The sequence below is a fragment of the Nocardia acididurans genome, from assembly GCF_016741815.1.
In the GTDB taxonomy this organism is placed as follows: Bacteria; Actinomycetota; Actinomycetes; order Mycobacteriales; family Mycobacteriaceae; genus Nocardia; species Nocardia acididurans.
Genome location: NZ_JAERRJ010000001.1, coordinates 653,925 through 678,986 on the forward strand (window position 1 = coordinate 653,925; position 25,062 = coordinate 678,986).

Here is a 25,062-nt window from a genome sequence, read left to right on the forward strand (position 1 = left end):
TTACGCTCACATCCGAAGTGTCGGGATTCGCTGTGAGCATGCTGATCGCTTATGCCGCATGGCTATTGCCGTGTCCATAGGCGGCACAACTGAAAACTACAGCAGTAGAAGAAGGAGCAGTATCCATGCGTTTCGGCAGGTCCGCCGTGTCGGGGGCAGCCCAGTCAGGACGTAGTGCTCGCCGTGGTTGGAGCGCTCGACTATCCGCCGCCGCCGCCATTCTGGCAATTCCGACCGCCGCGGCTGTCGCGATTCCCACCGTTGCTCAGGCAGCCCCCGTGTTCGGTCCGGTGCACCGCACCCCCGCCGGTGGTTACGAAGAGCTGATGGTGCCGTCCAGCATGGGCCCGGTGAAGGTCCAGGTGCAGTGGGCGAGCAATGGCGGTGATCGGGCCCTCTACCTGCTCGACGGCCTCCGGGCCCGAGATGACAGGAATGCCTGGTCGTTCGAGACCAACGCCATGCAGCAGTTCGCGAACGACAACATCACCGTGGTGATGCCGGTCGGCGGCCAGTCCAGCTGGTACGCGGACTGGACCTCGGCCTCGAACACCAACGGCCAGAAGTACACCTACAAGTGGGAGACCTTCCTCACCAAGGAACTCCCCGATTTCCTTGCCGGATACGGTGTTTCGCGTACCAAGAACGCTGTCGCGGGCCTGTCCATGTCGGGTCCGGCCGCGCTGCGCCTGGCGGCCTACAACCGCGGCATGTTCAAGCACGCCTCCTCGTTCTCCGGTCCGCTGAACTGGAACGCGCCGGGTATGCGTGAGGCCATCCGCGTCATGATGCTCGACGCCGGCCGCTTCAACGTCGACTCCCTGGCCGCCCCGTGGAGCCCGGCGTGGCTGCGCATGGATCCGGCCGTGTTCGCCCCGCAGCTGAAGGGTCTGCCGATGTACATCTCGGCCGCCTCCGGTCTGCCGGGTCAGCACGACAACCCGAATTCCGCTGCGGCCGTGTTCAACACGTCCACGGCCATGGGCATCGAGGCGCTCTCGATGGTCACCACCCGCCTGTTCCAGCAGCGCCTGAACTCGCTGGGCATCACCTCGGCGGTGTACGACTTCCCGGCCAACGGCACCCACACCTGGAAGTACTGGGAGGACGAGCTGTGGAAGGCTCGCCCGCACATCCTGGCCGCGCTCGGCTGACCTCGAGGTAAAGGTCGAGGGTTGGGGGCGTAGCTCCTGAGGGCTTCGAGAGTTGCTCTCGCACAACGAGATCGCTGATACCGGTCGCCTCTCACCAGAGGCGGCCGGTATTTTTGTCTTCTGCTGAAGTGGCGGTAGAAAACTACTGTGACAGGGGTGGCGAGAGTTAGCAGACGCAGATCCGGGCGCGGGGGGTTGGCCGCGCTCGCCGTAGTAGCCACGATGGCGGTGACAGGCGGACCCGCGGTAGCCGAACCGGCCGCGGCGGTGAACAGTCCCGCGATCCGAAATGTGGTGTGGCTGACCGACCGTCGCGTAGCGCTGTGGATCGATTCACCGTCGATGGGCGCCAGGATCCAGGTGCAGCTGCTGCTGGCGAGAGACTGGAACCGAACACCGGAGGCGCGCTTCCCGACCCTGCTCATGCTGGACGGGTTGCGGGCCACCGACGATCAGAGCGGCTGGACGAAAGAGGCTGGGGCCGAATCCTTCTACGCCGACAAGAACATCACTGTCGTATTGCCCGTCGGCGGCATGTCCAGCTTCTACACCGACTGGCGAAGACCCGACAACGGTAAGACCTATCGGTGGGAAACCTTCCTCACCAAGGAATTACCGCCGCTGCTGGACAAGGAATGGCGCACCAGCAATGTGCGCGGCATCCTCGGACTCTCCATGGGCGGCACCGCCGCCATGACCCTCGCGGGCCGCAATCCCGGCTTCGCCCGCTACGTGGCCTCGTTCTCCGGGCTGCTCACCACCACGACCCTCGGTATGCCGCAGGCCATCGGCTACGCCATGCGCGATGCGGGCGGTTACGACGCCGACGCCATGTGGGGTCCGCCCACCGATGCGGAGTGGGCCGCGCACGATCCCTACGCGCTCGCCGAAAAGCTGAAGGGCGCAAGTATTTACGTATCCAGCGGCAGTGGCCTGCCCGGCGTGTACGACATTCCCGACGGCATCCCGGGGGTCAGCGCCAACTGGGCGGGCATGGCGCTGGAAGTCCTGTCGCGGCTGTCTTCGCTGCAGTTCGTGGCCAAGCTCAACAAGCTGAGCATTCCGGTGCAGATCAACTACCGGCCGTCCGGCACGCACTCGTGGCCGTACTGGGATTTCGAGATGCGCCAGTCCTGGCCGCAGGCCGCGGCCGCGCTGGGCGTGGAGGCCGCCAAACCCGACTGTGCCGCCGGTGGCGAGATTCTCGTTGCGGCCCTTGGCAAATCATGGCTGGGCGACTGTCTCACCGGAGAGTTCCCGGTGCCCGGTGGTGCGGTGCAGGATTTCCGTGGCGGCCGGGTGCTGTGGTCGGCGACCACGGGTGCGCACGCGGTGGGCGGCATGATCGGCGGCGCGTATCAGGGCGCGTCGGGACCCGCTGGGACACTCGGCTTTCCGACAACCGACGAAACGGCTATATCGGGCGGTGGTGCGCGACAGGACTTCCAGCGCGGCTACATCACCTTCCGTGACGGGAAGACCGAGATACACGCCAGCTGAACTGGATTCCGCCCGATCGCCGGTGACCCCCGTATAAACTGCCACCGCCCGGGCGCTTCGAGTCACGAACCTGCGCATCCTCCGGGCGAACTGCGTGTCACCCCGTTCGGTGTCGTTTCCCCCTGCGTTCAGGAGCTCATGTTCATGGCTGCACAGGGCTTTACGTCGTGCCCGAAGAAAGTCCGGTCCACCAGGCGCGGGTCGCGCCGGTGGCGTCGCGCCCTGGTGGCGGCCGCGGCGGTGATCACGCTGCCCGGCCTGGCCGGGCCCGCCCTCGCGATGCCCGCGCACGCACCCATCCACCGGACGCCGCAGGGCGGCTTCGAGGAACTCATGGTCCCGTCCAGCATGGGGCCGGTGAAGGTGCAGGTGCAGTGGGCGCGCCACGGCGGCGACGCCGCCCTGTACCTGCTCGACGGCCTGCGCGCCCGCGACGACTTCAACGCCTGGAGCTTCGAGACCGGTGCGCTGCAGATGTTCGCCGAGGACGACGTCACCCTGGTGATGCCGGTCGGCGGGCAGTCCAGCTTCTACGCCGACTGGCGGATGCCGTCGAGCACCAACGGCCAGAAGTTCACCTACCGCTGGGAGACCTTCCTCTCCGAGGAACTGCCCGCCTTCCTGGAGCAGTACGGCGTCTCGCGCACCCGCAACGCGGTGGCCGGGCTGTCCATGGGCGGTTCCGCCGCGCTCGCGCTGGCCGCCTACCACCGCGACCAGTTCCAGCACGCCTCGTCGTTCTCCGGCTATCTCAATATCTCCGCGCCGGGCATGCGGGAGGCCATCCGCATCGCCATGCTCGACGCGGGCCGGTTCAATGTGGATTCCATGGCGTGGCCGTGGAGTCCGCAGTGGCTGCGCATGGATCCCTTCGTCTTCGCGCCACAGTTGCGCGGCCTGCCCATGTACGTCTCCTCGGCCTGGGGCATTCCGGGCCCGCACGACAATCCGGAAGGCGCGGTCGGCTACTTCAACACGCTGAATGCCGTTGCGCTGGAGGCGCTGTCGATGGTGAACACGCTGTCGTTCATGACCCGGTTGAACGACCTGGGCATCGGCGCGCGCTACAGCCTGCCCACGCGCGGCACGCACTCCTGGGGCTACTGGAACGACCAGCTGGCCGGCGCGCGCCCCGACATCCTCGCCGCCCTGGGTTTGTGAACCGGCCCGTCCGTCAACCCCCATTGAAAACTGAAAGTTTGCTGTAGTACCCCTGTTTCCGCGCGTCCTACCCGGATAAGCGGCCGATCAGGGGTACAAATTTTGTGTGGCTGGAGTTGTTCGTGGGACCAGACGGGCGCGTAGACGCTGGGCAGCCGCCGCCGTAGCGGCGCTACTACCCTTGGCGGCGGGCACTTTCGCGAGTACCGCCCCGGTACAGGCCGCACCCGAGACGCAAGGGATTCCGGCAACCGTTCAGAAAACGGTGTGGCTGGGCGATCGCCGGGTGGCGCTGTGGGTGAACTCGCCCTCCATGGCCACCCCCATCCAGGTGCAGCTGCTGCTGCCGCGCGACTGGCGCGTCAAACCCGACGCCAAATTCCCGGTGCTGTTCATGCTCGACGGCCTGCGCGCCACCGAGCTGGAGAACGGCTGGACCAAGGACGCCGGCGCGGCCGGATTCTTCGCCGACAAGGGCGTGCTCACCGTGCTGCCCGTCGGCGGCCAGTCCAGCTTCTACACCGACTGGCTGCAACCCGACAACGGGCACACCTACAAGTGGGAAACCTTCCTCACCAAGGAACTTCCGCCGCTGCTGGAAAGCCAGTGGCGGGCCACGAACGTGCGCGGCGTGGCGGGCCTGTCCATGGGCGGCACCGCCGCCATGATGCTGGCCGCCCGCAACCCGGAATGGGTGCGGCACGCCGCCTCCTACTCCGGCTTCCTGACCCTCACCACGCTCGGCATGCCGCAGATGGTCAACTTCGCGATGCGCGACGCGGGCGGCTTCAACTCCACCGCCATGTTCGGCCCGCCGGACAGCCCGGAGTGGAAGGCGCACGACCCGTACGAGCTGGCCGACAAGCTCAAGGGCAAGAGCCTCTACATCTCCAGCGGCTCCGGCACCGCCGGCGCGACCGACGAGCCCTCCGACATTCCCGGCATCACCACGAACTACGCGGGCATGGGCCTGGAAGTGCTGTCCCGCTTGAGCTCTCAGAACTTCGTCGCCCGGCTGGAGGAACTCGGCATCCCGGTGCAGGTGAACTACCGGCCCTCGGGCACGCACACCTGGCCGTACTGGGATTTCGAGATGCGCCAGTCCTGGCCGCAGACCGCGGCCGCGCTGGGCGTCGACAACAACGCGACCAGCTGCGCGCTCGGCGGCGCGATCGCCGCGGTGGCGCAGGCCAACAACTGGCTCGGCGACTGCCTGACCGGCGAATACCCCTCGAACAACGGTGTGGCGCAGGACTTCCGCAACGGCCAGGTGTTCTACGCGCAGGCGGTCGGCGCGTACCCGGTGGGCGGCGCGATCTCCGGCAGCTACGCGGGCCTCGGCGGTCCGGGCAGCGGCCTGGGCTTCCCGACCGGCGTCGAATCCGGATTGCCGGACGGGCGTGGACGTTTCCAGCCGTTCCAGTCCGGCAACATGTACTGGACGCCGCAGACCGGCGCGCAGATGGTGCGCGGCGCGATCCTCGACGAGTGGGGCCGGGCGGGCTACGAACGCGGCCCCGCCGGCTACCCGAACGGCCAGGAACTGCGCACCCCCACCAAAGACGGTGTGGTGCAGGGTTTCGAGAACGGCCCCATGTACTTCAGCCCCAAGACCGGAGCCCACCTGGTGCAGGGCCTGATCCTCGGCAAGTACGCCCAGCTCGGTTTCGAGAACAGCCCCTACGGCTTCCCGACCGCCGCCGAGGCCGGACTCAAGGACTTCGGACGCTACACGAGTTTCGAAGGCGGCAATATCTACTGGAGCCCGCTCTCCGGAGCGGCGGGCGTCCGCAAGGGCCTCGTCATGGACGCCTGGGGTGCGTCGGGTTTCGAGAACGGTCCCCTCGGCTTCCCCATCGCCGACGAGGGCGCGGGCGCGGGCGGCACCACCCAGCAGACCTTCCAGGGCGGCTCGGTCCAGGTCAAAGACGGTAAGGCCCAGGCTTTCGGCCACGACGGCAAACCCCTCGGCCCACCCGTCACCACCGCCACCGCCGCCAAACCCGCCGACCTCCCCACCCTGCCCAACCCCGCCCTGCTGAACCCGCAGAACCCGGTCCAGGCCACACAGCCGAATCCGGCGCAGGCGGCACAGCCGAATCCGGAACAGTCCCAGCCGAATCCGGCGGTCCCCGCGACCCCGGACCCGGCGGCGGCCGCGACTCCGGAGCCGGTTCCGGCGCTGCCGCCGATCACGCTCCCCAGCCTGCCCGCAGTGCAGGCGCCCAACTCCACTCCGGAGTAAAGCCCGTCTGAGAACTGCATGAGGACCAGCAGAGCGGGGGTTGTATCGGGCTAGCTTCCCGCTAGCCTGGTGGCGTCCTCTGCCCGCAGCACAGATCAAGGAACACATTCGATGCAACGGACCCGTGGCAAGGTCGCCGGTGTAGTGGCCGTTCTCGCCGCTACCGGCCTGCTCGCCGCCTGCGGCAACAACGACTCGACCGCGACGAGCACGCCGACGCTGGCCCCGACCACGAGCAAGGCCGCGGCCGGCGCCACCACGCAGCCGCCGGGCAGCTCCCCCTCGGAGCAGCCGCAGGCGGCCGCTCCCACGACCACCGACGCCGTGGAGCGTCCGCAGCCGGTGCCTTCGCAGTTCGTCACCACCCCGAGCGATTCGCCCGCCCTGACCGACAAGGACAAGGCGTTCATCGAGGCGCTCAAGGCGAAGGGCATCACCCCGGCCACCTCCGATATCGCGATCACCGCGGGAAATCTGGTGTGCCAGGGCAAGTCCCAGGGCGCGCCGGAGGATCAGATCATCACCTACGTGACCGCCATCGCGGGCTCGGATCCGTCCTTCGACGAGTCGAAGATGACCGTCGAGCAGGCCGGCAAGATCTACTACGACGTCGCGACGAGTAGTTACTGCCAGTGACGCCGCGACGCCGATCCGGAAAGCGCATCACCAAACCGGTGGGGTGCCTGCTGACCCTGCTCATCATCGGGGCGATCGTCATCGCCGTGCTGTTGATCTGGTCGCTGGCGGCGGGGCTTCTGCACCCGCCCAAGGTCACCCCGCCCGGTAAGGAGGAACCGTCCTCGCAGCCCGCCGACTGCCCGGACGTGTTCATGCTGTCGGTGCCGGGCACGTGGGAGTCGAACAGCAACGACGACCCCTACAACCCGTCCGCGAATCCGGTGTCGCTCATGCTCAACATCAGCAATCCGATCCGGGAGCGGTTCTCGAACGAGCGCCTCGAGGTCTACACGGTGCCGTACGTGGCGCAGTTCTCGAATCCGATCGCGCTGCCGCCGGACGGTCAGGCGTCCTACAACGTGAGCCGCACCGAGGGCACCGGGCGCGCGACCGCCCGGATGGCCGAGGTGTACGCCCACTGTCCGCTCACCACCCATGTGCTGGTGGGCTTCTCGCAGGGCGCGGTGATCGCCGGTGACATCGCGGAATCCATCGGCGCGGGCAAGGGCCCGGTCCCGGCGAACAAGGTGCTGGGCGTCATGCTCATCGCCGACGGCCGCCGCGATGTCGGTCAGCCGAATCAGGCCATCGAGATCGGGCAGTCGCCCGGCGGTGTGGGCGCCGAGGTCGCCCTGAAGGGCTTCAACATGCTCGGCATCACCATGACGGGTCCGCGCGCGGGCTTCGGCGAGCTCGTCGGCCGGACCTACACCATCTGCGCGCCGGGCGATCTGATCTGTGACGCACCGAAGAACGCGCTCGCCCCGGTGAACATGGTCGGCAGCATCGGCACCCTGGTGAAGGCGGTCGGCAATCCGGTGCACAGCCTCTACAACGGCTTCGTGGTCGACGACAATGGCAGCACCGCCACGCAATGGACCGTGAACTGGGCGAACGGATTGATCGACGGGGCCCCGCATCCCGCACATTCATGATCCATCCGACACACCCCCCTACTTTCGGGGTCACCCGGTAAAGTGCTCCGGGTTGCCGCACCCGGCGAAAGCTGCGTGCGGCAACTCACATCCATGTCCTGAGTAGTGGGCACCACCCACCCAAATGGAGGCATTCGCACCGGTGATCCCGTGAAAGCGACTCGAGTGAGCTGGGATATGTTCGACCGCTCCGGAGCATGGCCGGACGGCTCCTCTGTAACATGTCTCTGGTTTGAGTACATCTAGCCAATAGACGGTCACCGCGCAGACCGCATCACAAATCTGCAGGTTGGCTCTCCCAAGAGCTCCCCGCGGGCGAAGAGAGTCGGGGCCTCACCAGGTAACAGCGGCATTGTCGCCGTTCCTGCTGTGTGCTGCCTCGGAGGAGAAGAAGGAATGGACGAGACTTTCGACGATTACCTCGACGAAACGGGGAACATCACGATTCCCGAGGGTCGCACCCTCGTCGACTACGTCGAGAAGCACACTCACGGTAACGACGCAGATGACCTGGCGTACCGCTACATCGATTACTCACGCGAGCGCGACGGTGAGTATCAGGATCTCACCTGGAGTCAGTTCGGCACCCGGCTGCGCGCGGTGGCCGCCCGACTGCAGCAGGTGACCAAGCGGGGCGATCGGGTCGCGATCCTCGCTCCGCAGGGCCTGGATTACGTCATCTCCTTCTTCGCCGCTATTTACGCGGGCACCATCTCGGTGCCGCTGTTCGATCCGGACGAGCCGGGTCACACCGATCGCCTGCACGCCGTGCTCGGCGACTGCACTCCCGCGGCCATTCTGACGGCGAGCTCCTCCGCCGCCGGGGTGCGCCAGTTCTTCCGCGCCCTGCCCGCCGCGCAGCGTCCGCGCATCATCGCCGTCGACGCCATCCCGGATTCGGTCGGTGAGTCCTGGGTGCGCCCCGACATCGCGGTAGACGATATCGCCTACCTGCAGTACACCTCGGGTTCGACACGCGTCCCCGCGGGCGTCGAGATCACCCACCGGGGTGTCGGCACCAACGTGCTGCAGATGGTGAACGCGCTGGAGCTCACCGAGAATTCGCGTGGCGTCACCTGGCTACCGCTCTACCACGACATGGGCCTGCTGACGGTGATCCTGCCCGCCGTGGGCGGCAAGTACATCACCATCATGTCGCCGTCGGCGTTCGTGCGCCGTCCCTCGCGCTGGATCCAGGAGCTGGCGGCCGTGTCCGACGGCGCCGGAACCTTCGCCGCCGCACCGAACTTCGCGTTCGAGCACGCGGCCGCCCGCGCGCTGCCCAAGCAGGGCGAGACCCTCGACCTGTCGAATGTGATCGGCCTGATCAACGGCTCCGAGCCGGTGACGACCTCCTCGATGAAGAAGTTCAACGAGGCGTTCGCCCCCTACGGCCTGCCCAAGACCGCCATCAAGCCCTGCTACGGCATGGCCGAGGCCACCCTGTTCGTGTCGGCCACCCGGCACGAGGACGAGGCCAAGGTGGTCTACGTGGACCGCGTCGAACTGAACGCGGGCCGCGTGGTGAAGGTCGAGCAGGGCACGCCGAACGCCATCGCCCAGGTCAGCTGTGGCTATGTGGCGCTGTCGCAGTGGGCGACCATCGTGGACGGCGATTCCATCGACAGCCCCGACGGCGCGGTCGAGCTGCCGGAGGGCCGGGTCGGCGAGATCTGGCTGCACGGCAACAACATCGGCATCGGCTACTGGGGTCGCACCGACGAAACCCAGAAGACCTTCCGTAATCGTCTGGTGCACCGCCAGGAGGTCGGCAGCCACGCCGACGGCGTTCCGGTGGACGGCAACTGGCTGCGCACCGGTGACTACGGCGTCTACATCGACGGCGAGCTCTACATCACCGGCCGCGTGAAGGACCTCGTCATCGTGGACGGCCGCAACCACTACCCGCAGGATCTCGAGTACTCCGCGCAGGAGGCCTCCAAGGCGCTGCGGCCGGGCTTCGTCGCCGCGTTCGCGGTCCCGGCCAACCAGCTGCCCGCCGAAGTCTTTGCGCAGGACAGCCATTCGGGTCTGAAGTTCGACGCCGACGACGCCTCCGAGCAGCTGGTGATCGTGGCCGAGCGCGGTCCGGGCGCGGGCAAGGCCGATCCGGGGCCGATCGCCGACGCGGTGCGGGCGGCGGTCTCCTCGCGTCACGGTGTGACCGCACGCGATATCCTGCTCGTACCAGCGGGTTCGATTCCGCGCACCTCGTCCGGCAAGATCGCGCGTCGTGCCTGCAAGGCGGCGTATCTGGAAGGCACACTGCGTGGTGGTTACACGCAGCAGGCTTTCCCCGATGCTCCCGACGAGGAGTGAGGCGGAGCCTCTAACGTGGAATGGCGCGGGTCCTACAGGCTCGCGCCATTCATGCATGATTCACTGCCGCGCACCGATCGCAGACAGGTAGCTTGAGGAACTGATGGCTGAGAACGAGGGCATGACCCCTGACCAGACGACCGACAACGCTCCGACGGTGTCCGGCGACGCCTCGAAACCGGCCCCGGCCGGTGCCGAGATGACTGTCTCGGAAATGCGGGAGTGGTTGCGCAAGTGGGTCGCCGACGCGACCGGGCAACCGCTCGAGCAGGTCACCGTGGACCGGCCGCTCGAGGAATTCGGTCTGGCGTCGCGGGATGCGCTCGCGCTCGGTGGCGACATCGAGGAGCTGACGGGCGTGGTGCTCAATGCCACGATCGTGTTCCAGCATCCGACGATCGCGTCGCTGTCGGAGCGAATCGTCAACGGAGAACCGGAGATTCCGGTCGAGACCGAAGACGAGTCGTTCTACACGCAGGCCTTCACGCCCGGCGAAGCGCACGATGTCGCCATTGTCGGCCTCTCCACCCGTCTGCCGGGTGCGGGCGATACGCCCGACTCCACCTGGGATTTCATCATCAATCGCGGCGATGCCATCCGCGACCTACCCGAAGGCCGCTGGGACGAGTTCAAGAGCGACCCGCGCGCGGCCGAGGCCATCGAGAAGGCCAACACCAAGGGCGGCTACCTCGACCAGGACGTGGTCAAGGGCTTCGACGCCGAGTTCTTCGCCATGTCGCCCGTCGAGGTCGAGCGGGTCGACCCGCAGCAGCGCCTTGCCATGGAGCTGACCTGGGAAGCCTTGGAGCACGCCAGGATTCCGGCCAGCAGCCTCAAGGGTCAGCCGGTCGGTGTGTACATCGGTTCGTCGGGCAACGACTACCAGTTCTTCGCCGCGATGGCCCTCAACAAGGAGCGCGACGACAGCATCCCGCTCTCGGCCGAGGCCTACGCGATCATGGGCAGCGTTTCGGCCATCATCCCGAACCGCGTCTCCTACTTCTTCGACTTCCGCGGCCCGTCGGTGCACGTCGACACCGCCTGCTCCACCACGCAGGTGGCGGTGCACGAGGCCGTGCGCGCCCTGCGCGACGGTGAGACGCACCTGGCCATCGCCGGTGGCGTGAACATGCTGCTCGCTCCGCTGGGCAGCCTCGGCATGGAGGCCAACGGCGCGTTCGCCAAGGACGGCCGCATCAAGGCCTTCTCCGCCGACGCCGACGGCATGATCCGCTCCGAGGGCGGCGGCCTGGTGGTGCTCAAGCGCCTCGCCGACGCCGAACGCGACGGCGACAAGATCTACGCCGTGATCAAGGGTTCCGCGATCAACAACGACGGCCGCTCCAACGGTCTCTTCGCGCCGAATCCGGATGCGCAGGCCGAGGTGCTGCGCAATGCCTATCGTGATGCGGGAATCGTCCCGACCAGCGTCGATTACATCGAGGCGCACGGCACCGGCACCCTCATCGGCGATCCGATCGAAGCCGACGCGCTGGGCCGTGTCGTCGGTCGTGGCCGTGCGGCCGACAAGCCCGCCCTGCTGGGCTCGGTCAAGACCAACTTCGGTCACCTGGAGTCGGCGGCGGGTGCCGCCGCGCTGGCCAAGGTGATCATGGCGTTCCAGCACAATGTGATTCCGCCGAACCTCCACTACGCGGGCCCGAACCCGTTCATTCCGTGGGATCAGGCGAATCTGAAGGTCGTCGATCAGCCCACCGAGTTCCCGCGCTACAGCGGCAAGGCCACCGTCGGCATCTCCGGTTTCGGTTTCGGTGGCGCCAACGCGCACCTGGTCCTCCAGGAGTATGTGGCCCCGCAGACCCCGGCCATGCCCGCCGAGGTCGATCCGATCGCCGAGGCCGTCGGTCTGGACGTCGAGTCGACCGGTGTGCTCGCCGAGGCCGAGAAGATTCTGGAAGCCGCTGCGCCCACTGTGCCTTCTGGTCGCTCCGCAAGCTCCGCTCCGGTGGAATGGGTCAACCGCGCCGAGCCGCTGCCGCTGATCCTGCCGGTATCGGCGTACCTGCCCTCGCGTCGCCGTCGCGCCGCCAAGGATCTGGCCGACTGGCTGGAATCCGAAGCCGGACGCAACACTCCGCTCGAGGACGTCGCCCGCGCGCTGGCCAAGCGCAACCACGGCCGTTCGCGCGGCGTGGTGCTCGCCAAGACGCATGAGGAAGCCGTCGCGGGCCTGCGCGCCATCGCCGAGGGCAAGCCCGGCACCGGCGTCTTCACCGCCGATTCCCCCGCCGCCGAGGCCCCGCTGTGGGTCATGGGCGGTTTCGGCGCCGCGCATCGCAAGATGGGCAAGCAGCTCTACAACGAGAACACCATCTTCCGTAGGGCCGTCGACGAGGTCGACGAGCTGGTGCTCGACGAGGCCGGTTACTCGGTCACCGAGATGATCCTCGACGACGCCCAGGACTGGGATATCGGCACCGGTCAGGTCGGCACCTTCGCCATCCAGGTCGGTCTGGCCGCGGTCCTGCGCGCGCACGGCGCGGAGCCGGGCGGCGTGGTCGGCCATTCCATGGGTGAGATTGCGGGAGCCTACATTTCGGGCGGTCTGGCCTTGGAGGACGCGGTCCGCGTGATCTGCGCTCGTTCGCGCCTCATGGGCGAGGGCGAGGCCATGCTCACCGACGATCAGGTGCGCTTCATGGCCATCGTCGAGCACAGCGCCGAAGAGGTCGCCGAACTCCAGAAGGAGTTCCCCGATATCGAGGTTTCGGTGTACGCCGCGCCCACCAATACCGTGATCGGCGGTCCGCCGGCGTCGGTGGAGGCCATCGTGGCGCGGGTCGAGGCGGCGGGCAAGTTCGCGCGCATCCTGCCGACGCGCGGTGCGGGCCACACCTCGCAGATGGACATGCTGCTGGGTGAACTGGCCGCGGAGCTGGCCGGTCTGGAGCCCGCCAAGCTGAAGCGCGCGCTGTACTCGACCGTGCACCCCGAGGCCGTGTACCCCGCCGGTCACGCGCCAGTGCACGATGTCGACTACTGGGTCATGAACATGCGTGGCTCGGTGTACTTCACGAATGCCATCAAGCAGGCCGTGAACGCGGGCATCACCACCTACATGGAGCTCGCCCCGCATTCGGTGGCGCTCATGCAGGTGCTGGGCACCACCTTCGCCATGGGTGTGCACAATGCCGCGCTGATCCCCACGCTCAAGCGCAAGGAAGACGAAGGCGCGGCGATCATTTCGGCGCTCGCGCAGCTGTACGTGCAGGGCCACGGCGTGGACCTGTCCTCGCTGCTGCCCGCCGGTGACTATGCCGACGTGCCGCGCACGGCGTTCCTGCGCAAGGAGTACTGGCCCAAGATCGGTCTGGTCGGCGGTTCCTCCGGCAACGGCTTCGTCCCGGGCGCACATGTGGCGCTGCCGGACGGCCGCCACGTGTGGGAGGTGCAGGCGGGCGTCGTCACCGATCTCACCGCCCTGGTGACTTCGGCTGCGGCGCAGGTGCTTTCGGATGTCACCGCCGGTGCCTCCTACGCCTACGGCCCGATCCCGGCCGACGGCACCCTCACCACCACGCTGACCCCGTACCCGGGCGGCGCGGCCGCGCAGGTGCACGCCAAGGCGGGCAACTCCTTCACCCTGCTGTTCGACGGCGTGGTCACCTCCGGTGCTCCGCTGCCGGAACCCGTTGCGGTGCAGCAGGTTCCGCAGGCCGTCGCCGCTGCGGCCGCCGAGATCGCGGTGGTCGAGGCTCCCGGTGAGCGCTGGAACCCCAACGGCACGCAGACCATCGAGGACAGGCTGGCGATCATCGTCGCCGAGTCCATGGGTTACGCCGTCGAGGACCTCCCCATGGAGATCCCGCTCATGGAGCTGGGCCTCGACTCGCTGATGGCCATGCGCATCAAGAACCGCGTCGAATACGAATTCGACATCCCGCAGCTCCAGATCCAGGCCGTGCGCGACGCCAGCCTGCTGGAGGTCGGCAAGGTGCTGCGCTACGCCATCGAGCACCGCGATCAGCTGCAGGAGATCGCCGACCGGCAGGCCGCCGGTGAGGACATCTCGGTCGACGGCGACATCATCGCCGCCGCCCGCGCCGCCATGGCGTCGGGCACGGATCCGCTGGCCGCCCTCCCCAAGGACGTGCTGCCGAAGACGGAGACCACCGACCCGGTCGCCGAGGCCGAGGAGATCGTCGAAGCCGCTGCGGCGGAACCGGTTACGACAACCGCCGACTACGAGGCGTCCGCGCCGATCGCCGAGACCGACGCCGACAACGTGCCGCCGCGCAACGCGCCTGAGCGGCTCGCCTTCGCCACCTGGGCGCTGGTGACCGGTAAGTCGGCGGGCGGCATCTTCAACGCGCTGCCCGAACTGGACGAGTCCACCTTCGACAAGCTGGTGGCCCGCCTGTCCGAGCGGGTGCAGGCCGAGATCCCGGCCGTCGAGGTCCGCGCCTGCAAGACCATCGAGCGGCTCGCCGAACTGGTCGCCTCCTATCAGGAGCACGGCAACGATGTCGAAGGTTTCGTGCGCACCCTCCGTGCGCGGGAAGCGGATTCGACCGCGGTGCCGGTGTTCGTGTTCCACGCGTCGGGCGGCAATACCCTCGCCTACGACGCGCTGGTGAAGCGGCTTCCGGCCACCACCCCGGTGTACGGCTTCGAACGGGTCGACGGTTCCATCGAAGAGCGTGCGCGCCAGTACATTCCGGAGATCCTGAAGCGGCAGCCGGAGGGTCCGTACGTGCTGTACGGCTGGTCGCTGGGTGGCGTGTTCGCGCTGAAGGTGGCCGAGCTGATGCGCGCCGACGGTCACGATGTGGCTGTCGTCGGTCTGATCGACGTGGCGCTGCCGTCGCAGCCGCATGTCGATTCGCCCGAGGAGCGGGTGGCCCGGATCGAGCGGTTCCAGAAGTTCGCGCAGAAGACCTACGGGTTCTCCGGCGAGCTGGATCAGGAACAGCTGGAGGAACTGGCCGCCGCCTCGGACGAGGAGCAGATCGAAATCGTCCTGCAGCTGGTGAAATTCGCGGGCGTCGATATCCCGGGCGGGGTGCTCGAGCATCAGCGCACGTCGTTCATCGACGGTGGTGAGCTCTACCGGTTGTCGCCGATGCGTTACGAAGGTCACGTGGTTCTTTACCTCGCGGATCGCTACCACGACGGAATCATCGAGCTGGAACCGCGTTTCGGTGACCGTCTGCCCAATGGTGGCTGGGAGGAGCACATCCCGGATCTGGAGATCATCCACATCCCGGGTGATCACCTCCAGATCATCGACGAGCCGCGTATCGCTACCATCGGGGCCGATCTCACCAAGAAGTTGAACGAGATCACTACCGAAGCGAAATAGCTCCACCGCGAAACAGGTTCTGCGAAAGTAGGTTTTACGCCGAAAGGAGCCCCGTGAGCACTACCGCCGAGAAACTCGCCGACCTGCGACAGAAGTTGGAGGTCGCGAGAGAACCGGCGGGCGAAGCGGGTGTCGCCAAGCGGGCGCGCAAGGGTATCCCTTCCGCCCGCGACCGGATCAACATGCTGCTCGATCCGGGCACCTTCGTGGAAATCGGTGCGCTGGTGCGCAATCCGGGCGACAAGAACGCCCTGTACGGCGACGGCGTGGTGACCGGGCACGGCCTGGTCGACGGCCGCCCCGTCGCCGTCTTCTCGCATGACCAGACCGTCTACGGCGGTTCGGTCGGCGAGATGTTCGGCCGCAAGGTCGCCGGGATCATGGAGTTCGCCGCCAAGGTGGGCTGTCCGGTGGTCGGCATCAACGATTCCGGTGGCGCGCGCGTGCAGGAGGCGGTGACCTCCCTGGCCTGGTACGCCGAACTGGGCCGCCGTCAGGAGCCGCTGTCCGGTCTGGTGCCGCAGATTTCGATGATCCTCGGCAGTTGCGCGGGCGGCGCGGTCTACGCCCCCATCAACACCGATGTCGTGGTGGCGACCGAGCAGGCGTACATGTTCGTGACGGGCCCCAAGGTGATTCGTGAGGTCACCGGCGAGGATGTCAGCCTCGAGGAACTCGGCGGCGCGAATTCCCAAGCCCAGTACGGCAATATCCACCACGTCGCGAAGGATGAAGCGGCAGCGTTCCAGTGGGTGCGCGACTACCTCGGCTTCCTCCCCTCCAGCTGCCAGGAACTCGCCCCCATCGTGAACCCCGGCCTGGAACCGGAACTCACCGATTCCGACCGCGAACTCAACGGCATCGTCCCCGACGCCGACAACGCCGGCTACGACATGCACGAGATCCTCATCCGCATCTTCGACGACGGCGACTTCCACGAGTTCGGGGAATCCGCGGGCAAGAACGTCATCTGCGGGTTCGCCCGCGTCGACGGCCGCAGCGTCGGCGTGGTCGCCAACCAGCCCATGGTCTACGCCGGAGCCCTGGACGCCCGCGCCTCCGACAAGGCCGCCCATTTCGTCCGCCTCTGCGACGCCTTCGAAATCCCCCTGGTCTTCGTGGTCGACACCCCCGGCTTCCTCCCCGGCGTCGAGCAGGAGAAGATCGGCGTCATCAAACGCGGCGGCCGCTTCATCTTCTCCTTCGTGGAAGCGACGGTCCCCAAGGTCACCGTGGTGATCCGCAAGTCCTACGGCGGCGGCTACGCCGTCATGGGCTCCAAGCAGCTCGGCGCGGACGTGAACCTGGCCTGGCCGACGGCCCGCATCGCCGTCATGGGCGCGGAATCAGCCGTATCCCTCATCGGCGCAAAATCTTTGGAAGCGGCCCCCGAGGATCAGCGCGCGGCCATGCGCCAGCAGATGATCGACTTCTACAACGCCACCATCGCCACCCCCTGGGTAGCGGCCGAACGCGGCTACATCGACGCGGTCATCGACCCCGCCACCACCCGCCTCGAAATCCGCCGCGCCCTGCACCTGCTGCGCGACAAGAAACTCGCCCGCAACCCCCGCAAACACCACCTCCTACCCCTGTAGCGCGGAGGTTGCGGCTCGCCGATTGCTCGGAATCAGTCGGTCGCCCGCCTCCGATATGAGAGCCTTCAGCTATGAGTAGCTCACCGAAGGCTTTGCTCGAAGGCGGTCCGGACGGCCTGAAAACCCGGATCGTGCCCATCACGCCACCCGGTATCGAATTGCGGGTGGCGCACGGCGGCGGCTACGAACGTTTCAAAGTGACCCCCCGCTGGGAGGACACCCCCGAGGGCAGTCTCCCCGTCTACGAGTGGGTAGCCCACATCGACGCCTAGCCCAGGAGTGATCAGGCTCGTCGAATCGGCTGCCGCGTAGGGACCGGGTCATTGAGCAGGAAGTCGGCCACGAGCGGGTACACCCGCTCCGGCTTCTCCATGACCAGCAGATGCGAGGTCCCCGGAACCACAGCCAGCTCCGAATCGGGAATGGCGCGATACAGCGCGACCGTGTGCTCCAGCGCGATCGCGTCATCATCCCCGGAGACCACCAGCGTCCGCGCCCGCACGCCCGCGAGCTCATCCGCCCCGAGCGCAGGCTGCGTCCGCCCCATCTCGACGACTTTCTGTGCCACCACCGGAAAGTGGTCCTCGCCCTCGGGTGACACCTCCCCGTAGCGGCCCCCCAGGAATTCGATCGTCTCCTGACTCCCGAACCCATCCATCACACCGGGCAACACCCCGCTGAAATGGAAGTTCCCACTGATCATCACCAGTTTCCGCACCAGGTCGGGCCGCTTCAGCGCCACCATCAGCGCCACATTCGCCCCATCGCTGTGCCCCACCAGATGCGCAGGCTCCCCGACCACCTTCTCCAGGAACGCGATCATGTCGTCAGCCATCACCTCGTACGTGAACGGCCCGTCGACATCGGGTGTATGTCCATGCCCCCGCCGATCCACCACATACGCGTGAAACCGATCCACCAGCATCGGCAGCGCAGGCTGGAACATCCGCGAATCCACGAACCCACCGTGCAGCAACACGAGCGGTTCACCGTCACCGTGGACGTTGTACCAAGTCGCCACATCCCCGAGCTGAACATTCACCATGGTCACCAGTGTGGCGCGTGCCCCAGGTCACCCTCACATCGGGCGTGGTGATGCGGTGAGCTCCCGAAAAGCGCCGCGCCCCTTCCGAAGAGTCGGAAGGGGCGCGATGTGCGCGAGGTCAGTGCCCGATCAGAAGACGCGCATCTTGCCGGGGGTCCACCAGCCGGAGCGGGTTTGGGTGCTGGTTTGGAGTTGGGCGGGTTTCGCGTCGGAGTAGTACTGGGTGTACTTCTCCAGGGAGCCCCAGTCCCGGGCCCAGTCGTTCTTCAGGTAGGTGGGGATGGTTTGGGAGGAGGCGAGCATCTCCGAAAGACCCAGGGGGCCGCCGTTTTCCTGGGCCTGCCAGGTGTTGGTGGAGCTGGTGGCGAGGGGGCGGTCGGGGAGGATGCGGTAGTTGGGGGCCTGGGCTACGCCGTCGTTGTGGAGGAACGGCTGCTGGCAGGGGAATTGGAGGCCGACGGCCCAGTCGAGGAGGACGGGCTGGGTGTGGCCGATGTAGCTGTCGAGGGATTGCAGGACGGGCATGCGGGGCGGGGTGACCGCGAGCCACTGGTCGCCGATGAGGATCGGGTCGCGGGCGTAGATGCGGACGGCGTCGGCGTCGGCGGGGATCTGGTCGACGGGGACGCGGGCGTTGCGCCAGGACGGGAAGGGGCCGACGTCGAGGGGGCGGTACTGGCCGAGGAAGTCGACGGTGCCGTCGGGGGTGCGCTTGCCGTACTGGAGGAACAGGTCCTGGCCGTAGGTCATATTGCCGACCTGGTCGAAGGACATGACGCGGCCCGCGATGGAGAAGACGATCAGGGGCTTGTCGGCGGAGCGGGCGGGGAGTTCGTACCAGCTGGAGGTGAGTTCGGCGGGCTGCTGCACGCCGTCCTGCCAGCTGCCCATCACCGGTGTGGTGGCGGGGTCGAGGCCGAAGGGGAGTTTCACGGTGGAACCGTTGACGCCCTCCGCGCCGAAGCCGCCGCCGGTGCCCGCGTTCTGGCCCTCTTCGAAGGCCGGGCCGACGGTCTGGGTGGCGGTGTTGCCGGTGCCGGGCTTCACCTCTACGGCGTCGGCGTCGAGTTTCTCGGGAACTCCGTTGGGGGAGAAGCCGATCGGGTTCGCGCCGGCGAGCGGGTCACTGGGCGGGTTGGCGGGATCGATGATCGGCTGCAGGTTGAAGCCGTTCACATTCGATTCCACCAGCACGTCGCTGGCGAGGCCGCAGGTCTTGCCGCCGACGGCGTCGAAGTTGGAGCGGGCCAGCGAGTACGCCGGGTACTGCTCGACCGCGCCCTTGGCCATGGAGGCCACCTCCAGCACCACCATGAACGCGGCGACCACGGTGAGCGGCATGGCGGCGAGCAGGGTGAGGCCACGGCCGTTGTTGCGCAACAGGACCCACATGACCGCGGAGCCGATCACCCCGAGTGCCGCGAGCAGGACCGCCTTCTTCGAGGATCCGTCACCGAGCACGACCTTCAGGGCGAGCGCGGAAGCCGCGAGCACCGGCAGCGCGATGACCACCCAGCCGAGGATCAGCCGGCCGCGCACCATCCACGCGGGCGTCGGCCCGTCCTTCACATACCCTTCGCGCAGGGCGTGCCAGGCGACCAGCGCCAGCGCCAGCCCGAACAGGATGAGCATGATCGTATTCGACTGGTGCCCTTGGAAAGAGATCCGCTTGTCGTACCAGGGCACGCCGTAGCTGGACACGTACCAGTACCCGTTGATGCCCGAGAACGCCAGCGCCAGTGTGAAAAGCAGCCCGGCGAGGAACACCGACCGGTTCTTCGGTGACCGCAGCGCCGAGGTCGACACCGCGACCGCCGTCACGGCGGCGAGCGAGCCCGCGATGCCCGCGTACGCGCCGAAGTGGTGCGTCCACTTCGTCGGGTTGAACATCATGAAGAAGACGGTTCCGAAGACCACGCCCATGAGCCGCCAGGTCGGCGCGGACGCGATACCGGCCACCTGCCGCCGCAGCAGAATCAGCATGGTGGTGACCAGGCACAGGATCATGACGAGGAAGGCGAACCGCCGCGACAGCGACCCGTCCACGGTTTCCACGAACAGGTAGTAGTAGCGCAGATAGTCCTTGTACCACTCGAGATTCGGCCCGGTGGCCTGCCGCACCCGGTTGGCCTCCATGATTCCGGAGAAGGTCTGGTCACCGAAAACGACCACCAGGACCAGGAATCCGGCCGCGGAGATGGGTGCGAGCAGTGCCGTCGTGCCGAACTGCCGGTGCCGTTTCACCACGATCCGTACCAGCGGCCGGATGCCGGCGAGCAGCGCCGCCACACACATCAGACCGGTCGGTGCGGCAGCCAGCGTGAACGCCGCGACCAATACCGCCACGGCGGCGGGCAGCAGTCGCGCGGTGGCGATGGCCCGTTCGATGGACACCCAGGTCAGCAGCGCGCCCAGCGCCACGATCGGCTCGGACCGCAGCCCGTTGTCGAAGGGCATCCAGAAGGCCAGGAACACCAGGCCACCGGTCCACAGCGCCACCTTGGAACTCGCGACCGCGCGCCCGAGCCGCGGCACGACTTCCCGGCTGATCACCAGCCAGCACAGAATGCCGCAGAGCAGCGCGGGAATTCGCACCCACGGACTCGCGGTGGAGATCTCCGCGAACGCCTGGATGACGTAGTAGTACCAGCCGAACGGCGCTTCCGGCACGCCGAACCAGCGGAAGTAGTTGGCCATGTATCCGGCGTCCGGCGCGACCCGCACCATGGTGAGGATGTAGCCGTCGTCGGAGGTGTTCGCGCCGATGAAATGCCACAGCAGCAGCGTGCCGATGACGCCGCCGTCGGTCCAGGTCGGCTTCAGCCAGTGCGCCGGGAGGATGCGCCGATGCCCGCGCCCGTCACTGGTGTCGAGTACGCCGAGCGCGCCCATGGAGATCAGCGTCAGCAGCACGGCCGCGATGATGGCGATCAGTTTGAGCACCGTCGGCGTGGAGGAGAACCGCGAGTCCACCGTCATGTGGAAGGAAAGCCCCTGCGGGACATCGCCCTTCATATCGGTGAAGACGCCGACCACCTGCGGCCGCAGGTCACCGGTGAGCTGTCCCTCCACCGGCACCGTCACGAGTTCGCGTCCGCCGTCCGGCGTCTGCTTCTCGACCGTCCTGGTCAGCCCTTCGAACACCGCGTGCGTGCGCGTGTTGTCCGAGGTGATGACGATCTGCGAGCAGTCCGCCATCTCCGCGCGCGGCGCGGTGGCCACGACGGCATTGCGATCGAGGACGTCCACGCTCTCGCCCGACACGCGCACGAACATGGCCTCGAGGTCCGCGCCCTTGCCCTGCGGTGGCGCGGTGGCGAGCAGGATGCCGCCGCGCGGATCCAGCTGGTTCACGGCGGAGCAGGGGATGGTGGCATGCAGATCGAGCGGCACCTGCGACATGAGCGGTGCCTGCACGCTGCCCAGCGTCCCGTTCTGCGGCCAGTCCAGCACGGCCGTGGTCTGCTTCACCGGCAGGAACGGGGTGGCTAGCGCGAACAGTGCACCCAGTAAGCCCGCGACGATGGCGATCGTCTTCGCGACTCGGAAATCGCGCTGGGAAACCGGGGGCGCGGCCGGGGTTTCCGGCTTGGTGAGGACAGCTGAGGCGTCGGGCACGGTTGCTGATGGTAGTGGTTGGAACTGTGAGTGGCCCGCTTCACTCCGGCGGCGCGACACGCATTGTTCTACGGGCGTGTCGCGCCGCGTCTCCCGACGGGTTATCGCGCCTTGATCGGCGCGTCCTTGGCCAGGCCACTGCGTGTTTCGACGGTGACCTTCAGCTGCGGCGTCGGGTCTGCGTCGGGCACGTAGGGCGTGAACTTCTCCAGCGAACCCCAGTCCCGATGCCAGTCGTTGTCCAGATAGGACGGGATGGTCTGGGATTTCAGCAGCAGCCCGGTCCAGCCGAGCGGTCCGCCGCCGATATCGTCCTGCCAGGCGTTGGAGGCGTCGGCCCCGACCCGGTCGGGCAGGATGCGCCATTCCGGCACCTCGGCCACGCCGTCGTGGTGGTCGAACGGCCGCTGGCACGGGAAGGCCAGGCCGACATGCCAGTCCTCCAGCACCGGAGCCGTCTCGCCCACAACGGTATTGAGCGTGGCGAGTTTCGGCAGTCGCGGCGGCGTGATGGCCACCCACTGCCGCGGCGTGATGTCGCCGTCGTGCACGATCACGCGAACGGCGTTGGCCTGCACCGGAATCTGGTCGATGGGTACGCGCAGGTTGCGCCAGGACGGGTTGGGCCCGATGTCGATGGGCCGGATCTTGGCGAGTTCGGTGAAGTTCCCAGCGTCGTCGCGGCTGCCGAACTGCACCCACAGGTCCTGCCCGTAGGTTTCGACCCCGTCCTTGTCGACGGATTTGATGCGGCCGGCGGCGGTCACGATCAGCACCTGATAGTCCGGGTTATCGCGTTTGCCCGCGAGATCCAGGTTGTACCACTGGGTGGTGAGGTCGTTGACCTGCTGCTCACCCTCGGCGTAGCTGCCCAGCACCGGTGTCCGGGCGGGATCCAGGCCGAAGGGCAGCGCGACGCTGCTGCCGTTGATGCCGGTTTCGGCGGTGGTGCCGCCGCCGGTCCCGGCCCCGGTGGTGTTGGTGGTCTTGTTGTCGGAGTCCTTGTCCACCGAGTTGGCCCCGCCCATGACGGTCTCCTCTGCGTCGGCGGTGAGGTCGGAGGCGACGCCGTCGGGCGTGAATCCGGTGTTCTCCGCGGCCAATCCGTCAGCGGCGGACCCGGTCCACGGCAGCAGCAGTGAGTCGGCGGTATTCGTCTCCACCAGCACGTCGTCGGCGAGCGCGCACCGATTCCCGCCCAGCGCTTCGATATTCGCCTTGGCCACCGAATACGCCGGGTACTGCGAGACGGCCGCCTTGGCCATCGAGGCGACCTCGAACAGCACGAGTACGGCCGCCGCGATGGTCAGCGGCATGCTCGCGAACTTGTCGAACCCGCGCACCGGTTTCGGCTGCGTGTACGGCTCCCGGTAGTGCTGGTAGGCCGCGATGAGCAGGCACAGCACCGCCAATCCCAGGAATCCGGTGGAGAATCCCTTGCCCGCGATGAGCGGAGCCTTGTCGAACCACGGCACGCCGTAGCTGGACACGTACCACCACCCGTTGGGTCCGGTGAAGGTGATGGCCAGCAGGAAGAACACCGCAGCCGCGAACAGCGTCCGGTTGCGCGGTGACCGAATCCCGTTGACCCCCACCGCGACCGCCGCCAGTGCGGCCACCGATCCGGCGAGTCCCGCGTACACGCCGAAATGGTGCGTCCACTTGGTGGGCGTGAACATCATCAGGAACAGCGACATGAAGATGATGCCCAGGATCCGCGTCGACGGCCCGCGCGAGGTGCCGGGAATCCGGCCGTTCTTGCGCAGCATCACCATGACGCACACGATCAGGCACAGCAGCATGGCCAGAATCCCGAACCGCCGCGCCAGCGACCCGTCGGGCGAGAGCATGAGCAGCGAATCCCAGCGGGTGCGCTCGTCGAACCAGGCCACATTCGGCCCGATGAGCGTGCGCACCCGGGTGGCCTCCATGACCGAGGCGATGGTCTGATCCGCGAAAACCACCACCAGCACCAGGGTTCCGGCCGCGATACCCGGTGCGAACAGCGCCGAGTAGGGCAGCAGCCCGCCGCGAATCTTCTGCCAGCGGCTCTGTCCCGCGTCGGAAGCCTTGTCCCCCTTGGCGCGTTTGATGATCACCTGCAGTACCGGCCGCGACCCCGCGACCAGCGCCGCGATACAGATGAGCCCGGTCGGCCCGGCCGCCAGCGAGAACGCCGCGATCAGCACGCCGAGGGCGGCGGGCAGCAAACGCCCGGTGGCGATGGCCCTTTCGATGGAGCACCAGGTCAGCAGCGCGCCCGCCGCGATGAGCGGTTCCGGTCGCAGCCCGTTGTCGTAGGGCATCCACGCGGCCAGGAACACCAGCCCGGCGGTCCAGATGGCCACATTGTCGCGGCGCACCCGGGCCCCGAGCCGCGGCAGCACCTCGCGGCTGATCACCAGCCAGCAGACGATTCCGGCGAGCAGGGACGGCAACCGCATCCACGGGCTGGCATCGCTGATCCGGGTCATCCAGGCAAGCACCTCGTACGGCCACCCGAACGGCGCTTCGGCGACCCCGAACCACCGGTAGTAGTTGGCCATGTACCCCGATTCCTTCGAGGCCCGAGCCATATTCAGGATGTAGCCGTCATCGGAGGTGTTCGCGCCGATGATGTGCCAGACGAGCAGCGTGCCCAGTACCGCGATGTCGGAGAGCCGGATCCGCCACCAGTGCGCGGGCAGGAAGCGGCGGGGTTTGCGGCCGTCGGAGGTGTCGAGCAGGTGCAGGGCGACGAGCGCGATGAGCGTGAACACGACCGCGCCGATGATGGCGAGTCTTTTGATCCAGGTGGGGCTGGTGCTGAAGCGCGCGTCGATGTTCACTTCCGCGTGCGCGGTCTTGATCCGGTCCGTCGACAGGTCGGTGAACAGGCCGACCACCTGCGGCCGGTTGTCCCCGTCGACACCGCCCTTGATCGTGTCGGCCTCGCCATAGGCGCCGAACACCTCGACGCGGGTCGCCTTCGAGTCGGAGGTGATGGACAGCCAGGCACCATCCTGCAGTTTGATCGTCGGCACAGACAGCAGCGGAATGTTGCGCACCAGCACATTGACGACCTGACCGCCCTCGGGACCGTCCTCGAGCCGCACCACCAGGCCCTTGTCGACGGCCTTCCCGGAGGCGGCCGGAACGGTCGAGAACATTGTGGTCCCACTCGGTAGATCAGCCCCGAACCACATGCTGTTAGGCAGTTGCACCGACATACTCAGCGGCACATAGGAAACCAGCGGCGCTTCCACGCTCGCCGTATCCCCCTGCGGCCAAACCAGTGTCGGCCGGTCCTGCTGCACAGGCAGGATCGGCGTGATCACCGCCAGCAGAATTCCGAGTAATCCGGAGATCACGGCGATGAGGCGGATGCGGTGGAACCTTCGGGTGTCTTCGCGCACGATCCCCGATCGTATAGATCGGTCCCGGAGGTGAGCGGGATGCCATGGAGCTGAGGGGTTGGCCGGATCGGAGGATCTGCGTCAGGATGGT

Annotated in this window: 12 protein-coding genes and 1 pseudogene; 10 read left to right on the forward strand and 3 right to left on the reverse strand. The window is 67.3% G+C overall.

Annotated elements, in window-relative coordinates; genetic code table 11:
- Nucleotides 1-125 precede the first annotated feature (125 nt).
- From JK358_RS02995 to JK358_RS03040, 10 genes and pseudogenes are all read left to right on the forward strand, one after another.
- Entirely contained in the window at nucleotides 126-1,154 is a 1,029-nt protein-coding gene (locus JK358_RS02995; protein WP_201943236.1) for an alpha/beta hydrolase, read from the forward strand.
- 222 nt (nucleotides 1,155-1,376) lie between these two features.
- A pseudogene (locus tag JK358_RS03000) lies at nucleotides 1,377-2,615 on the forward strand (alpha/beta hydrolase-fold protein); the annotation flags it as partial.
- Between the two features lie 183 nt (nucleotides 2,616-2,798).
- Nucleotides 2,799-3,815, forward strand: coding sequence for an alpha/beta hydrolase (locus JK358_RS03005; RefSeq protein WP_201943240.1), 1,017 nt, complete (start codon nucleotides 2,799-2,801; stop codon nucleotides 3,813-3,815).
- A gap of 106 nt (nucleotides 3,816-3,921) precedes the next feature.
- Nucleotides 3,922-6,060 carry an alpha/beta hydrolase-fold protein gene (locus tag JK358_RS03010; RefSeq protein WP_201943241.1) on the forward strand — a complete coding sequence of 713 codons (2,139 nt, stop codon included), beginning with the start codon at nucleotides 3,922-3,924 and terminating at the stop codon, nucleotides 6,058-6,060.
- 111 nt (nucleotides 6,061-6,171) lie between these two features.
- Nucleotides 6,172-6,696, forward strand: coding sequence for a DUF732 domain-containing protein (locus JK358_RS03015; protein WP_201943243.1), 525 nt, complete (start codon nucleotides 6,172-6,174; stop codon nucleotides 6,694-6,696).
- On the forward strand, nucleotides 6,687-7,673 hold the full coding sequence (locus JK358_RS03020) for a cutinase family protein (RefSeq protein WP_232850733.1): 987 nt from the start codon (nucleotides 6,687-6,689) through the stop codon (nucleotides 7,671-7,673). Before JK358_RS03015 ends, JK358_RS03020 begins: the two co-directional genes overlap by 10 nt.
- 396 nt (nucleotides 7,674-8,069) lie before the next feature.
- Nucleotides 8,070-9,992, forward strand: a complete 1,923-nt coding sequence (fadD32, locus tag JK358_RS03025; RefSeq protein WP_201943247.1) for a long-chain-fatty-acid--AMP ligase FadD32 — start codon at nucleotides 8,070-8,072, stop codon at nucleotides 9,990-9,992.
- Between the two features lie 103 nt (nucleotides 9,993-10,095).
- On the forward strand, nucleotides 10,096-15,315 hold the full coding sequence (gene pks13, locus JK358_RS03030) for a polyketide synthase Pks13 (protein WP_201943249.1): 5,220 nt from the start codon (nucleotides 10,096-10,098) through the stop codon (nucleotides 15,313-15,315).
- Between the two features lie 53 nt (nucleotides 15,316-15,368).
- Nucleotides 15,369-16,913, forward strand: coding sequence for an acyl-CoA carboxylase subunit beta (locus JK358_RS03035; protein ID WP_201943251.1), 1,545 nt, complete (start codon nucleotides 15,369-15,371; stop codon nucleotides 16,911-16,913).
- A gap of 71 nt (nucleotides 16,914-16,984) precedes the next feature.
- Nucleotides 16,985-17,185 carry a DUF5988 family protein gene (locus JK358_RS03040; protein WP_201943253.1) on the forward strand — a complete coding sequence of 67 codons (201 nt, stop codon included), beginning with the start codon at nucleotides 16,985-16,987 and terminating at the stop codon, nucleotides 17,183-17,185.
- 11 nt (nucleotides 17,186-17,196) lie between these two features.
- Here JK358_RS03040 and JK358_RS03045 read toward each other — a convergent pair whose 3' ends face one another.
- From JK358_RS03045 to JK358_RS03060, 3 genes are all read right to left on the reverse strand, one after another.
- Nucleotides 17,197-17,958 carry an alpha/beta fold hydrolase gene (locus JK358_RS03045; RefSeq protein WP_201943254.1) on the reverse strand — a complete coding sequence of 254 codons (762 nt, stop codon included), beginning with the start codon at nucleotides 17,956-17,958 and terminating at the stop codon, nucleotides 17,197-17,199.
- 129 nt (nucleotides 17,959-18,087) lie between these two features.
- Nucleotides 18,088-21,576: an arabinosyltransferase domain-containing protein gene (locus tag JK358_RS38910; protein ID WP_307817255.1), complete on the reverse strand. Its 3,489-nt coding sequence runs from the start codon at nucleotides 21,574-21,576 to the stop codon at nucleotides 18,088-18,090.
- A 101-nt stretch (nucleotides 21,577-21,677) separates the two neighbouring features.
- Nucleotides 21,678-24,971, reverse strand: a complete 3,294-nt coding sequence (locus tag JK358_RS03060) for an arabinosyltransferase domain-containing protein (protein WP_201943257.1) — start codon at nucleotides 24,969-24,971, stop codon at nucleotides 21,678-21,680.
- Between the last annotated feature and the right edge of the window lie 91 nt (nucleotides 24,972-25,062).

Bases quoted from the DNA above. Each gene is read 5' to 3' on its own strand.
- pks13 (WP_201943249.1), top strand. From the start codon at position 10,096: ATGGCTGAGAACGAGGGCATGACCCCTGACCAGACGACCGACAACGCT.
- JK358_RS03045 (WP_201943254.1), bottom strand. From the start codon at position 17,958: ATGGTGAATGTTCAGCTCGGGGATGTGGCGACTTGGTACAACGTCCAC.
- JK358_RS03040 (WP_201943253.1), top strand. From the start codon at position 16,985: ATGAGTAGCTCACCGAAGGCTTTGCTCGAAGGCGGTCCGGACGGCCTG.
- JK358_RS03015 (WP_201943243.1), top strand. From the start codon at position 6,172: ATGCAACGGACCCGTGGCAAGGTCGCCGGTGTAGTGGCCGTTCTCGCC.
- fadD32 (WP_201943247.1), top strand. From the start codon at position 8,070: ATGGACGAGACTTTCGACGATTACCTCGACGAAACGGGGAACATCACG.
- JK358_RS03005 (WP_201943240.1), top strand. From the start codon at position 2,799: ATGGCTGCACAGGGCTTTACGTCGTGCCCGAAGAAAGTCCGGTCCACC.
- JK358_RS02995 (WP_201943236.1), top strand. From the start codon at position 126: ATGCGTTTCGGCAGGTCCGCCGTGTCGGGGGCAGCCCAGTCAGGACGT.